The 13,688-nt window shown below is 57.9% G+C and carries 13 protein-coding genes; 12 read left to right on the top strand and 1 reads right to left on the bottom strand.

From position 1 onward, the window contains the following. Nucleotides 1–255 precede the first annotated feature (255 nt). The 8 genes from HMPREF3140_RS22275 to HMPREF3140_RS22240 all read left to right on the top strand — a co-directional run bounded on the left by HMPREF3140_RS22275 (nucleotide 256) and on the right by HMPREF3140_RS22240 (nucleotide 8,199). Complete coding sequence (locus tag HMPREF3140_RS22275) at nucleotides 256–834, top strand: lipoprotein (RefSeq protein ID WP_002891647.1); 579 nt, start codon at nucleotides 256–258, stop codon at nucleotides 832–834. A gap of 43 nt (nucleotides 835–877) precedes the next feature. Beyond that, nucleotides 878–2,353 carry a muropeptide MFS transporter AmpG gene (gene ampG / locus HMPREF3140_RS22270; RefSeq protein ID WP_004178749.1) on the top strand — a complete coding sequence of 492 codons (1,476 nt, stop codon included), beginning with the start codon at nucleotides 878–880 and terminating at the stop codon, nucleotides 2,351–2,353. A gap of 479 nt (nucleotides 2,354–2,832) precedes the next feature. Next, nucleotides 2,833–3,777 (top strand): cytochrome o ubiquinol oxidase subunit II, encoded by a 945-nt coding sequence (gene cyoA / locus HMPREF3140_RS22265; RefSeq protein ID WP_002891641.1) that lies wholly within the window; start codon nucleotides 2,833–2,835, stop codon nucleotides 3,775–3,777. A gap of 19 nt (nucleotides 3,778–3,796) precedes the next feature. Beyond that, the gene (gene cyoB / locus HMPREF3140_RS22260) at nucleotides 3,797–5,788 is read left to right on the top strand and encodes a cytochrome o ubiquinol oxidase subunit I (RefSeq protein WP_002891638.1); all 1,992 of its coding nucleotides are present in this window, start codon (nucleotides 3,797–3,799) and stop codon (nucleotides 5,786–5,788) included. After that, nucleotides 5,778–6,389 carry a cytochrome o ubiquinol oxidase subunit III gene (locus HMPREF3140_RS22255; protein WP_002891635.1) on the top strand — a complete coding sequence of 204 codons (612 nt, stop codon included), beginning with the start codon at nucleotides 5,778–5,780 and terminating at the stop codon, nucleotides 6,387–6,389. The genes cyoB and HMPREF3140_RS22255 overlap by 11 nt, the downstream gene beginning before the upstream one ends. Further along, the gene (locus tag HMPREF3140_RS22250) at nucleotides 6,389–6,718 is read left to right on the top strand and encodes a cytochrome o ubiquinol oxidase subunit IV (RefSeq protein WP_002891634.1); all 330 of its coding nucleotides are present in this window, start codon (nucleotides 6,389–6,391) and stop codon (nucleotides 6,716–6,718) included. The genes HMPREF3140_RS22255 and HMPREF3140_RS22250 overlap by 1 nt, the downstream gene beginning before the upstream one ends. 11 nt (nucleotides 6,719–6,729) lie before the next feature. Then, entirely contained in the window at nucleotides 6,730–7,617 is an 888-nt protein-coding gene (gene cyoE / locus HMPREF3140_RS22245) for a heme o synthase (RefSeq protein WP_002891629.1), read from the top strand. A gap of 249 nt (nucleotides 7,618–7,866) precedes the next feature. Next, the gene (locus tag HMPREF3140_RS22240) at nucleotides 7,867–8,199 is read left to right on the top strand and encodes a hypothetical protein (RefSeq protein WP_004178748.1); all 333 of its coding nucleotides are present in this window, start codon (nucleotides 7,867–7,869) and stop codon (nucleotides 8,197–8,199) included. A gap of 39 nt (nucleotides 8,200–8,238) precedes the next feature. On the opposite strand, the gene HMPREF3140_RS22235 is transcribed toward HMPREF3140_RS22240, so the two are convergent. Further along, nucleotides 8,239–8,997: an IclR family transcriptional regulator domain-containing protein gene (locus tag HMPREF3140_RS22235; protein ID WP_002891624.1), complete on the bottom strand. Its 759-nt coding sequence runs from the start codon at nucleotides 8,995–8,997 to the stop codon at nucleotides 8,239–8,241. Nucleotides 8,998–9,149: 152 nt separating this feature from the next. Between HMPREF3140_RS22235 and HMPREF3140_RS22230 the strand changes: the two genes are divergently transcribed. From HMPREF3140_RS22230 to HMPREF3140_RS22215, 4 genes are read left to right on the top strand one after another with little or no spacing between them, the layout of a single operon-like run. Beyond that, nucleotides 9,150–9,971 carry a shikimate dehydrogenase family protein gene (locus HMPREF3140_RS22230; RefSeq protein ID WP_032410917.1) on the top strand — a complete coding sequence of 274 codons (822 nt, stop codon included), beginning with the start codon at nucleotides 9,150–9,152 and terminating at the stop codon, nucleotides 9,969–9,971. Continuing rightward, the gene (locus HMPREF3140_RS22225) at nucleotides 9,968–11,644 is read left to right on the top strand and encodes an FAD-dependent oxidoreductase (RefSeq protein WP_032410915.1); all 1,677 of its coding nucleotides are present in this window, start codon (nucleotides 9,968–9,970) and stop codon (nucleotides 11,642–11,644) included. Before HMPREF3140_RS22230 ends, HMPREF3140_RS22225 begins: the two co-directional genes overlap by 4 nt. Before the next feature lie 13 nt (nucleotides 11,645–11,657). Continuing rightward, a complete protein-coding gene (locus HMPREF3140_RS22220) occupies nucleotides 11,658–11,978 on the top strand; it encodes an NIPSNAP family protein (RefSeq protein WP_002891541.1) in 321 nt (106 codons plus the stop codon). Between the two features lie 10 nt (nucleotides 11,979–11,988). Next, nucleotides 11,989–13,686, top strand: coding sequence for an FAD-dependent oxidoreductase (locus HMPREF3140_RS22215; RefSeq protein WP_070553116.1), 1,698 nt, complete (start codon nucleotides 11,989–11,991; stop codon nucleotides 13,684–13,686). Nucleotides 13,687–13,688 lie beyond the last annotated feature (2 nt).

Below are 13,688 nucleotides of genomic sequence, written 5' to 3'. Positions count from 1 at the left end.
GTTAGCCGCTTTTACCGCTTCCATTAGGAGAAAACAACAAAAAATTAGCATTGTTCTGATATTTTCATTCAAAAGTATCACGTTTACTGGCTCTGGTCGCCAAATCCGTCGGGGAACGAGCCATTAACCGTGGCGGGACGCTCAGAAAACCGCCAGCACGATGGATTTACACGCGTTGCCACTTCCCCTTGCCGTTGGCAATGCTATGATGGCGGTAATTTTCCTTATAACAACACCATGCGTTGAGACCTGAACATGCTTAAGAAGATTCTTTTCCCGTTGGTCGCCATGTTTATGCTGGCAGGATGCGCCACGCCGCCGACCACCATTGAAGTATCGCCGAAAATCACGCTGCCGCAGCAGGATCCAAGCCTGATGGGCGTGACCGTCAGCATCAACGGCGCCGATCAGCGTCCGGACCAGGCGCTGGCGAAAGTGACGCGTGATAATCAGCTGGTCACTCTCACCGCCTCCCGCGATCTGCGCTTCCTGCTGCAGGAAGTGCTGGAGAAACAGATGACGTCTCGCGGCTACATGATTGGCCCGAACGGCGCGGTCGATCTGCAGATCATCGTCAACAAACTCTATGCTGACGTCTCTCAGGGTAACGTGCGCTATAACATCGCCACCAAAGCCGATATCGCCATCATCGCCACCGCGGCAAACGGCACGAAAATGACCAAAAACTACCGCGCCAGCTACTCCGTTGAAGGCGCCTTCCAGGCCTCGAACAAAAACATCGCTGATGCCGTCAACAGCGTCCTGACCGATACCATCGCCGATATGGCGCAGGACACCAGCATCCACGATTTCATCAAGCAAAACGCGCGTTAATGCTATCGCGAACCCGGCCTCCGCCGGGTTCGTGCTTTATGCTATGTCCAGTCATTACTTACGCATTTTTCAGCAGCCGAAATCAGCCATTTTGCTGATCCTTGGTTTCGCCTCCGGTCTGCCGCTGGCTCTCACCTCCGGTACCCTGCAGGCCTGGATGACGGTGGAAAATATCGATCTGAAAACGATCGGTTTTTTCTCGCTCGTCGGCCAGGCCTATGTCTTTAAATTCCTCTGGTCCCCGCTGATGGACCGCTACACGCCGCCGTTTCTTGGGCGTCGTCGCGGTTGGCTGTTGACCACCCAGGTATTACTCCTGCTGGCGATCGCGGCGATGGGCTTTCTTGAGCCGGTCACCCAATTACGCTGGATGGCGGCGCTGGCGGTGGTGATCGCCTTCTGCTCGGCGTCGCAGGATATTGTGTTCGACGCCTGGAAAACCGACGTGTTGCCAGCAGAAGAGCGTGGCGCCGGCGCCGCGATCAGCGTGCTGGGCTATCGCCTGGGGATGCTGGTCTCCGGTGGACTGGCCCTGTGGCTTGCCGACCGCTATCTCGGCTGGCAGGGGATGTACTGGCTGATGGCGGCGCTGCTGGTACCCTGCATTATCGCCACGCTGCTGGCGCCCGAACCGAGCGACGTTATCCCGGTCCCCAGATCGCTCGAGCAGGCGGTAGCCGAACCGCTGCGCGATTTTTTCGGCCGCAACAACGCCTGGCTGATTCTGCTGCTCATCGTCCTTTATAAGCTTGGCGATGCGTTTGCCATGAGCCTGACCACCACCTTCCTGATCCGCGGCGTGGGATTTGACGCTGGCGAAGTGGGAATGGTGAACAAAACCTTAGGCCTGTTCGCCACCATTCTCGGCGCCCTATACGGCGGCGTCCTGATGCAGCGGCTGACGCTGTTTCGGGCACTGCTCATTTTCGGTTTGCTGCAGGGGGTCTCTAACGCCGGCTACTGGCTGCTGTCGATTACCGATAAGCACCTCTATTCCATGGCGACCGCAGTATTCTTTGAAAACCTGTGCGGGGGAATGGGGACGGCGGCATTTGTCGCGCTGCTGATGACGCTATGTAATAAGTCGTTCTCCGCCACCCAGTTCGCGCTGCTCTCGGCGCTCTCTGCGGTCGGTCGCGTATACGTTGGGCCGATTGCCGGCTGGTTTGTCGAGGCTCACGGCTGGTCGACCTTCTATCTCTTCTCTGTCGTTGCGGCGGTGCCGGGGATTGCCCTATTGCTGCTGTGCCGGCAAACGCTTGAGCATACCCAACGCACCGCAAGCTTTATGCCGCGTAGCGAGTTCCCGCAGGCCTATGCGCTGGCGCTGGGGATCCTGACTCTGGGCTGCCTGCTGCTCGCGGTGTGGCTGGCGCTGCTGATCCTCAACGCGCTGGATTATACGTCGTTCTCCTTCCTGTCCGGCCTGCTGGAGGTTGCCGCGCTCACCGCCGTCGGCGGGATTTTGTTCGGCGGCCTGCTTGACTATCTGGCGCTGCGTAAAACCCGCCTGATTTAAGGATCCAGCATCATTATTAGCCGTTGTAATTACGAAACGTAATTATAACGGCTTATTAACGCTTTTATATTGTCCGCCGCGCTATTTGTTGTTTTGTGCGTTTTTGATTTCTGGAAATTATTGACAGTTTTCGTTCGATTCTTTAAATAATTTAACCGATTCAGCTCCGGGGATTTTATTTTTCGTTTTCACAATGTCTTTTATTTGATAATTAAATGTTAAACAATTGTTCTAATTTATGGGTGGTTATGCCCATTAGCCGCTAAGCACTCCTTTTCTTATCCCTTTCGTTATCAATCCCGCGAAAATCAGGCTTTGCAAGTGATTAAGTAACACTACGTTACATATGTGACAAACCAAGCAGAAGCCGCTAACACAGAACTGACAGAGATCCAATCATGTTTACAGTAATGCAACCTTACCGTAAAATGCCCATACACTTTAAACGCCACCAGATCCCGTGGAATTGAGGTCGTTCAATGAGACTCAGGAAATACAATAAAAGTTTGGGATGGATGTCATTAATCGCAGGTACTGTATTACTCAGTGGTTGTGATTCTGCACTCCTTGACCCAAAAGGACAGATTGGACTGGAGCAACGCTCTTTGATTCTGACGGCCTTCGGCCTGATGATGATTGTCGTTATTCCCGCCGTCTTGATGGCAGTAGGATTTGCCTGGAAGTATCGCGCGAGCAATAAAGATGCGAAGTATAGCCCGAACTGGTCACACTCCAACAAAGTGGAAGCTGTGGTCTGGACGGTACCTATTCTGATCATCCTGTTCCTGGCCGTTCTGACCTGGAAAACCACTCACGCACTGGAGCCAAGCAAACCGCTTGTCCATGACGAGAAGCCAATCACCATCGAAGTCGTATCGATGGACTGGAAATGGTTCTTTATCTATCCGGAACAGGGTATTGCTACCGTTAACGAAATCGCCTTCCCGGCGAACGTACCGGTACACTTCAAAGTGACCTCTAACTCGGTGATGAACTCGTTCTTTATTCCGCGCTTAGGTAGCCAGATTTATGCAATGGCCGGTATGCAGACTCAGCTGCACCTCATTGCTGACGAAGCTGGCACTTATGACGGTATCTCCGCTAGCTACAGTGGCCCGGGCTTCTCAGGTATGAAGTTCAAAGCGATTGCCACCCCGGATCGGGCGACTTTCGATCAGTGGGTTGCAAAAGCGAAACAGTCTCCGAACTCCATGGACTCCATGGCCGCGTTCGAGAAAGTGGCTGTGCCTAGCGAATACAACAAAGTGGAATATTTCTCTAACGTGAAACCGGATCTGTTCAAAGATGTTGTGAACAAATTCATGTCTCACGAGAGCATGAACATGTCTAAACCTGAAGGCGAGCACGCTGCTCACGACGGGATGGAAGGCATGGACATGAGCCACGCGGAAACCGCTCACTAAGGGGCCGAGGAAGAAAACGATGTTCGGAAAACTTACACTGGATGCAGTGCCCTACCACGAACCTATTATCGTGGTAACGGTGGCTGCGATTATCATTGGGGGACTGGCGCTTCTGGCAGCCATCACTTACTTCGGTAAGTGGTCCTACCTATGGAACGAGTGGCTGACTTCTGTCGACCACAAACGTCTCGGTATCATGTACGTTATCGTGGCAATCGTCATGCTGCTGCGTGGCTTTGCTGACGCCATCATGATGCGTAGCCAGCAGGTGCTGGCTTCGGCCGGGGAAGCCGGCTTCCTGCCGCCTCATCACTACGATCAGATCTTTACCGCCCACGGCGTTATCATGATCTTCTTCGTGGCGATGCCGTTTGTTATCGGTCTGATGAACCTGGTGGTTCCGCTTCAGCTCGGCGCGCGCGACGTAGCCTTCCCGTTCCTCAACAACCTGAGCTTCTGGTTCACCGTTGTGGGCGTGATTCTGGTTAACCTGTCTCTGGGCGTTGGTGAGTTCGCGCAGACCGGTTGGCTGGCCTATCCGCCGCTGTCGGGAATTGAGTACAGTCCTGGCGTAGGGGTTGATTACTGGATTTGGGCGCTGCAGCTCTCCGGTATCGGTACTACCCTGACCGGTATTAACTTCTTCGTGACCATTATCAAGATGCGCGCCCCGGGCATGACCATGTTCAAGATGCCAGTATTCTCCTGGGCATCTCTGTGCGCTAACATCCTGATTATCGCCTCGTTCCCAATTCTGACCGTCACCATCGCGCTGCTGACCCTGGATCGTTACCTGGGCACCCATTTCTTTACCAACGATATGGGTGGCAACATGATGATGTACATCAACCTGATTTGGGCCTGGGGTCACCCGGAAGTGTACATCCTGGTTCTGCCGGTGTTCGGGGTCTTCTCCGAAATCGCCGCGACCTTCTCGCGTAAGCGTCTGTTCGGTTACACCTCTCTGGTATGGGCAACCGTCTGTATTACCGTTCTGTCGTTCATCGTTTGGCTGCACCACTTCTTCACCATGGGTGCTGGCGCGAACGTAAACGCCTTCTTCGGTATTACTACCATGATTATCGCGATCCCGACCGGGGTTAAGATCTTCAACTGGCTGTTCACCATGTATCAGGGTCGCATCGTCTTCAACTCGGCGATGATGTGGACTATCGGCTTTATCGTGACCTTCTCCGTAGGTGGGATGACCGGCGTGCTGCTGGCGGTACCGGGCGCGGACTTCGTTCTGCACAACAGCCTGTTCCTGATTGCGCACTTCCATAACGTTATCATCGGCGGCGTAGTGTTCGGTTGCTTCGCAGGTCTGACCTACTGGTGGCCGAAAGCCTTTGGCTTCACCCTGAACGAAACCTGGGGCAAACGCGCTTTCTGGTTCTGGATCATCGGCTTCTTCGTAGCGTTTATGCCGCTGTACGTGCTGGGCTTCATGGGTATGACCCGTCGTCTGAGCCAGCAGATCGATCCGCAGTTCCACCCGATGCTGGTTATTGCAGCTTGCGGTGCGGCGCTGATCGCCTGCGGTATTCTGTGCCAGCTGATTCAGTTCTACGTGTCTATTCGCGACCGCGATCAGAACCGCGACCTGACCGGTGACCCGTGGGGTGGCCGTACGCTGGAGTGGGCAACCTCTTCTCCACCGCCGTTCTACAACTTCGCTATCGTTCCTCAGGTTCACGAACGTGATGCCTTCTGGGAAATGAAAGAGAAAGGTGAAGCGTACAAACAGCCTGCTCACTATGAAGAAATTCATATGCCGAAAAACAGCGGCGCCGGCATCGTGATTGCCGCCTTCGCTACGGTATTTGGTTTCGCCATGATCTGGCATATCTGGTGGATGGCGATCGCCAGCTTCATCGGCATCGTAGCGACCTGGATTATTAAGAGCTTTGACGAGGACGTGGATTACTACGTACCGGTTGCAGAAGTCGAAAAACTGGAAAAACAGCATTTCGATGAGATTAACAAAGCAGGGCTGAAAAATGGCAACTGATACTCTTGCGCATACTGCCCACGCGCATGAACACGGGCACCATGATACAGGACCGATGAAGGTATTCGGTTTCTGGATCTACCTGATGAGCGACTGCATTATCTTCGCTACGCTGTTTGCTACCTATGCCGTTCTGGTGAACGGCACGGCCGGCGGACCGACGGGCAAAGATATTTTTGAACTGCCGTTCGTTCTGGTTGAAACCGCACTGCTGCTGTTCAGCTCCATCACCTACGGCATGGCGGCTATCGCCATGTACAAAAACAACAAAAGCCAGGTGGTTTCCTGGCTGGCGTTGACCTGGTTGTTTGGCGCCGGATTCATCGGGATGGAAATCTATGAATTCCATCACCTGATCATGGAAGGCTTTGGTCCGGATCGTAGTGGCTTCCTGTCCGCGTTCTTCGCGCTGGTCGGCACCCACGGTCTGCACGTGACCTCCGGTCTTATCTGGATGGCGGTGCTGATGTTCCAGGTTTCACGTCGTGGCCTGACCAGCACTAACCGCACGCGTATCCTGTGCCTGAGCCTGTTCTGGCACTTCCTGGACGTCGTGTGGATCTGCGTGTTCTCGGTTGTCTATCTGATGGGGGCGATGTAATGAGTCATTCTACCGATCATAGCGGCGCTTCTCACGGCAGCGTGAAGAGCTACATGACAGGATTTATCCTGTCCATCATCCTGACGGTCATTCCGTTCGCCATGGTGATGAGTGGCTCCGCCTCGCATGCGGTTATCCTTGGCACCATTCTGGTGACCGCTGTGGTGCAGATCGTGGTACACCTCGTGTACTTCCTGCATATGAACAGCAAGTCCGATGAAGGTTGGAACCTGACCGCATTTATCTTCACCGTAATCATCATTGCGATCGTGGTTGTCGGCTCCATCTGGATTATGTGGAACCTGAACTACAACATGATGATGCACTAAGAGCGGCGAGTATGTTTAAGCAATACCTGCAAGTAACGAAACCAGGCATTATTTTTGGCAACCTGATCTCCGTGATCGGCGGTTTCCTGCTGGCCTCCAAAGGCCACATCGACTATCCGCTGTTCGTCTGGACGCTCCTTGGAGTATCCCTGGTGGTCGCCTCGGGTTGTGTATTCAACAACTACATCGACCGGGACATCGATCGTAAGATGGAACGGACGAAAAACCGGGTGCTGGTCAAAGGGCTGATCTCGCCAGAAGCTTCGCTGGTGTACGCCACCTTGCTGGGTATTGCTGGCTTCATGCTGCTGTGGTTCGGCGCTAACCCGCTGGCCTGCTGGCTGGGGGTGATGGGGTTCGTGGTTTATGTCGGCGTCTACAGCCTGTACATGAAACGCCACTCCGTCTACGGCACGCTGATTGGCTCACTCTCCGGCGCTGCGCCGCCGGTGATTGGCTACTGCGCGGTCACCGGTGATTTCGACAGCGGTGCGGCGATCCTACTGGCTATCTTTAGCCTGTGGCAGATGCCTCACTCCTACGCCATCGCGATTTTCCGCTTTAAGGATTATCAGGCGGCGAATATTCCGGTGCTGCCGGTGGTGAAAGGCATTTCGGTCGCCAAAAACCATATTACGCTGTACATCGTCGCCTTTGCCGTGGCAACCCTGATGCTCTCGCTGGGCGGCTACGCCGGGTATAAATACCTGGTCGTGGCGGCAGCGGTCAGCGTCTGGTGGCTGGGCATGGCGCTGCGTGGCTATAAAGTGGCCGATGATAAAGTCTGGGCGCGTAAGCTGTTCGTCTTTTCTATCGTCGCCATCACCGCGCTGTCCGTGATGATGTCCGTTGACTTTATGGTGCCGGATTCACATAGTCTGCTGGCTTACGTGAGATAATTACGCACTCCCGTACGATCTAAAGCCCCGTATTTACGGGGCTTTTTCTTTCCTGTTTCATCATCGCTTTCTTTCTCATTTCATACTTCCCTCCCCTCTTCCGACGCTTTCCCGCTATCTTTCATATCAAAAAATGAGGAAAAATTGAGCCAGCACACACCGGGCATCACTCGCGCCGCACGGTCCTGCGATGCTACCTTTCGCCGGGGCTCTTGCCCCTTTGGGAAATAATCACTACAAGGAATTGCAATGAAAGAGTTAACACTGAACGAAATGGAGTATATCTCCGGTGGCTTTAATCTGTTCGGCGCAGCCAGCGGCTTCGCCAGCTTTGTCGCCAACTCTGGCGTCGGCTTCACCTCTTTTGTTCTGACCTCCGGCACCGCATTTGCCTCCTTCGTCGGCGACAGCGCGATGGCGTTTGGTTCCTTCCTGACCGGACAGTCAAACTGGGAAACCTTTGTGACCGCCGGAAAGGAAAACTGGGGAAGCTTTGTTAACACCGCCGGCAACAGCTGGAATACTTTCGTGAATAACGCGGCCAGCGACTGGAACACCTTTCTGACCAAAGCGTCGGCCTAAGCGACGTCTATCTTAGGGCAGCGCCACTGGCTGCCCTGTTTAACCCACCAGCATCGCCTGCGCGCTATAGAGCAGATCGAGGTGATCGCGGCATAACGCTTCCAGCGAAGTGCGCGATTGATGACTGGTCAGACTCAGCGCCCCCCACCAGGTCCCTTCCCTGTCGGTTAACGGCACCGCCAGCACCAGCATGCCAATCTCAAACTCCTGCTCAATGGTGGCGTATCCCTGGCGCCGTACCTGGGCGATTTTCTCCATCAGCGAAGCAATATCGGTCACCGTATAGGGGGTACGTTGTTCCCGGGTTATGCGCTGCAGGACGGTCTCACACTCTGCTTCCGGCAGCGAAGCCAGCCACAATCGCCCCCCGGCGGTACAGAAAATGGGCACCCGCTCCCCAAGCCGCACCGACGTAGAGTTGAACGGCGTATGCCGACTGCGGGCGATATAGACCAGTTCATCTTCATCCACCACCCCCACCGAGGCGTGCTCTTCGGTCCGGCTGGCGATGTATTCGACAATCGGCCGTACCATGCGAGGAAACTGCGCCGAATCGACATAGGCCTGGCCAAGCCGCAGCGTCTTTGGGGTAAGCCAGTAATAGCGCCCGTCGGTTTGCAGATAGCGCTCATGCAGGAGCGTCAGCAGAAAACGTCGCGCGGCGCTTTGCGTCAGGCCGCTCATTTTCGCCGTCTGGGCGACGGTGAGCTTTGGGCAGGTTTTGGAAAAAAGCTGAATTAGCGCCAGCCCTTTTTGTAAACCGACGATCAGATCGCGTGGATGAATGGTGTTTTGCATATTCGCTCACATTTTTGCAACATCATTATCGATTTCCTGCGATTATCGCAGCGATGGTGCGATTAACAACCAACATGTCCGAATTCTGCGTTGTCGCTCCCAGCTTCCACTGAAATACTTTCACAACATTCATTTAACAAATGAGGTTCGAAATGGTCAGTGGAACTACCCAGGTTGTCGCCGTGATTGGTCATCCGATCGCCCAGGTGAAATCGCCAGATAACTTCAACCGCTACTTTGCCGAACAGCACATGGACAGCGTCATGATCCCGGTGGATATCGTCCCGGACGCGGTGGCCGCCTACCTCAACGCCCTGCGCGGCTGGCAGAACATGACCGGCGTGCTGGTGACGGTACCGCATAAACAACGCGCCGCCGCGCTGGTCGACGACCTCACGCCGCGCGCCCACCGACTCAACGCCGTCAATGTGATCCGCAAGCTGGCGGATGGCCGCCTGCAGGGCGATATGCTGGACGGCGTCGGCTTTCAGCTCGCCGCCGAGGCGCAGGGTTTTCAGCCGGCAGGTAAGCAGGCGCTGCTCTCCGGTTGCGGCGGCGTCGGCAGCGCCATCGCCTGGGGACTGTGCGAGGCGGGGATCCGTCGGCTGGCCCTGCACGATCAAACCCCGGCCACCCGGCAGCGCCTGCATGACCTTCTGGCTGAGGCCTTTCCGGCGGTGCAACTGAGCGCGCTGCCAGACACCCTTTACGGCCTCGATCTACTGGTTAATGGCTCACCGGCCGGCATGACCGGATTTGATGAGCTGCCTCTACCGCAGGCGCTGCTGGATACGCTCGACAGCACCACTCATGTGGCCGACGTTGTCACCGCCCCGGTGATGACGCCGTTGCTCACTTTCGCCGCCGCACGTGGTTGCAAAGTACAGACCGGGCCGGAAATGGCGCTGGCGCAGATGAGGCTGATGGGCCAGTTTATCGGCGCCATCCCGCAGGCGCAGGGAGCGGCGGCATGAAGAGCTGGGATGTGATCGTCATCGGCAGCGGCGCGGCCGGTTTTGCCGCCGCGGTCACCGCCTGCTGTAAAGGGCTGTCGGTGCTGATGCTGGAGAAAGCCGGCCAGTTCGGCGGCACCTCGGCCATCTCCGGCGGCGCCGTGTGGCTGCACGATACCGACCAGGCGCGCGCCGAGGGCAAAAGCGGTAGCGCCGAGGCGATGAAAACCTACCTGCGAACCATTATCGGCGAGGGCCAGTACCGCGAAGATCTTGCCGAAGCGTTTGTCAGCGCCGGGCGGGAGGCGCTGGCCTTTCTCGAGCGTGAGGGGGCAGTAAAGTACAGCCTGCGTCCGCTCTCGCCCGATTACTATCCGGATGAACCCGGCGCAGTCGACGTCGGGCGCGCGCTGGAGGTGGTGGAGTATGACGGCCGTGAACTGGGGGACGCGTTTCGCGACCTGCGTTCGCCGCCGCCGGGGATGCTGCTGTTTGGCGGGATGATGGTCAACCGCGTCGATATTCAACATTTTCTCGACATGCGCCGCTCGCTGCGCTCCCTGGCCCATTGCACCCGGCTGCTGCTGCGCTATGCCCGCGACCGGGTGAAGTACCCTCGCGGTACCCGCCTGGCGATGGGCAATGCGCTGATTGCCCGCATGGCGACTACGGCGCTGCGTAAAGGCATGAGCCTGCGGCTGAATGTCAATGTTCTGACGCTGTGCGAAGCGCAAGGCGCGGTCCGCGGGGTGGAGATTGAGTATCAGGGGCAAAAAGAGACGCTGCACGCCCGCCGCGGGGTGGTGCTGGCAGCAGGCGGCTTCGCCGCGGGCGCGCTGGCGGCGCGCTATCGGCCGCACACCCGCGAGCATTTCACCATGTCGCCGCCGGCCAACGATGGCGCCGCGCTGCATCTCGCGGCGGCGCTTAACGCTCGCGAGGGAACCGATCGGGCCTCCAACTTTTTCTGGGCGCCGGTATCGGTGCTGACCCGGGCCGACGGCAGCGAGGAGCGCTTCCCCCATCTGGTAACCGATCGCGCAAAACCGGGCGTGATTGCCGTCAATCAGCGGGCGGTACGCTTCGTCAACGAGTCCAGTTCCTATCACCATTTCGCCAGCGCAATGCAGGATGCAGCGGAAAATGCCCCCTGTTTTTTACTCTGCGACGCCCAGGCGATGAAGCGTTATGGCCTCGGACTGGCGCGCCCGGCGCCGGTCAATAATGACGCCCTGGTCGCCGCTGGCTATCTGCACAAAGCCGATACCCTGGCCGCGCTGGCGCAACAGCTTGGTCTGGATGCCCAAACCCTGAGCAAAACGGTAGCCCGCTACAACCGCGACGCCGCGCAGGGCGTGGATCGGGAATTTGCTAAAGGCGGCAACAGCTATAACCGGGCGATGGGCGATCCGGGCCATCAGCCTGACGCCTGTAATGCCCCCCTGCTCAGCGCGCCGTTCTATGCCATCAAACTTTATACCGGCGATCTGGGGACCTCACGGGGCCTGGTCACCACCGCCGATGCCCAGGTCGTCAATACCGAAGGACACCCCATCCCGGGGCTGTACGCGGTGGGAAACGACATGGATTCGCTGATGGCCGGCACCTATCCGGGCCCCGGCATCACCCTCGGCCCGGGGCTGACGTTTGGCTATCTCGCCGCCTGCCATCTGGCACAACACTCCACCCACTAATCAGGAAAACATCATGATCTACGAAAAACGCACGTACACCATCAATCCGCTGAAAATGGCCGACTGGCTGGCGCTGTACCAAAGCGATGCCCTGGCGGTGCAAACCGACCATCTCGGCCAGCTAATCGGCTTCTTTTTTACCGAGATCGGCGTGGTCAATCAGGTAGTGCACATCTGGGCTTATGAAAGCCTGGACGATCGTCTGGTGCGCCGCGCGCGGATGGCCCAGGACGAACGCTGGCAGACCTTCTCGCGTAAAAATCGCGAACTGGCCGCCGTGGAACGCCTCGAGTCGGTGCTGATGCGCCCCACCGCTTTTTCACCTCTGCAGTAAGGAGTCCAACATGAGCGGGCCTGTGAAGGTGGATGTGCTGGTGGTCGGCTCCGGCGCCGCGGGGCTCTCTGCCGCGGTGACTGCGGCGATGCACGGCGCCAGCGTCATGGTGGCGGAGAAAGCGTCAGTGCTCGGCGGAACCAGCGCCTGGTCCGGCGGCTGGCTGTGGATCCCCCGCAACCCGCTGGCGCGGGCGGAGGGCATCGACGAAGCAGCCGACGCGCCGCTGACCTATCTGCAGCATGAGATGGGGGGCGAAGCCGCCGATATTCGTCTGCAAACCTTCCTGCGTTACGGGCCGGAGATGGTGGAATTTTTCCATCAGCGGACGGCGGTGCAGTTTCTCTCGGGCAGCGCCATGCCGGACTTTCACCCGTCGCCGGGTGCGGCGAACGGAGGGCGGTCGGTCACCGCGCAACCCTACGATGGCCGCCTGCTCGGCGACTGGCTCCATCGCCTGCGTCCGCCGCTGGAAACCATTAGCCTGGGCGGGATGGGCATCGCCGGCGGCGCGGATATGGCGCATTTTTTCAATGCCACCCGCTCGCCGCGCTCCGCGCTGTATGCTGCCCGCCGCCTGCTGCGCCACGGCTGGCAGCGGCTACGCGCCGGACGGGGGCAGCATCTGGTCAATGGCAATGCGCTGGTCGCCCGTCTGCTGCGATCCGCCCTCGACGCCGGCGTGCGTTTTCAGCTCAATGCCCCGGTGGTCCGGCTGCTGCAGGGTCCGCCGGGCATGTCCGGCGCGGTGTTGCGCAGCGACGGCGGGGAGATTCACGTCGAAGCTGGCGCCGTGGTGCTGGCCTGCGGCGGTTTTCCCCACGATCGCCAGCGGCTGGCGCAGGTGGTGCCCCACGCGGCGGAGGGTTACGGCCATTTCTCCGCCGCACCGCCGGACAATCAGGGCGAGGGGATCAGGCTTGGCGAATCCGTCGGCGGCCAGTTCGACACTTCCCTGCGCCACCCGCTGGCCTGGGCGCCGGTGTCCCGCGTCACTCTGGCCAGCGGCCAGCAGCTAATGTTTCCTCATCTGGTGGAGCGCGCCAAACCCGGGGTGATCGCCGTTCTGCCCAACGGCAAACGTTTTGTTAACGAGGCCGACTCTTATCATGACTTTATCGCCGCCCTGCTGGCGGCCACACCCGCGGGCGACACGCCGCAGGCGTGGCTGCTGGCCGATCGTCGTACGCTGCGTCGCTACGGCCTGGGCCACGCCAGACCGTTCCCGTTCACCCCCACCGCCTGGCTGCGTACCGGCTATCTGCAGCGAGGAAACACCCTGGCGGAGCTGGCGAAGCAGTGCGCTATCGACGCCAATGCGCTGGCGGAAACCGTTGAACGCTTTAACCACTTCGCCAGCACTGGCGAAGACGTCGATTTTCACCGCGGGGCATCAGCCTATAACCGCGCCCAGGGTGACCATCAGGTGACGCTCGGACCGCTGCGCGAAGGGCCGTTCTACGCGGTGCGCATTCTGCCCGGCTCGCTGGGCACCTTCAGCGGATTGCAAACCGACGAACACGCCCGGGTGCTGGATGAACAGCAGCAGCCGATACCGGGTCTGTACGCCATCGGCAACGACATGTCGAGCGTGATGCGCGGCTATTACCCCAGCGGAGGGATCCCCCTCGGGCCCGCCATGACCTTCGGCTATCTGGTGGGTAAAAACCTGGCAAAAAAAACAAATATAAACAATAACATAACTTGATT

Source organism: Klebsiella sp. HMSC16A12 (genome assembly GCF_001808265.1).
In the GTDB taxonomy this organism is placed as follows: domain Bacteria; phylum Pseudomonadota; class Gammaproteobacteria; order Enterobacterales; family Enterobacteriaceae; genus Klebsiella; species Klebsiella pneumoniae.
The sequence above is the reverse complement of the archived record's forward strand: the minus strand, read 5'-3'. Positions and strand labels throughout refer to the sequence as shown.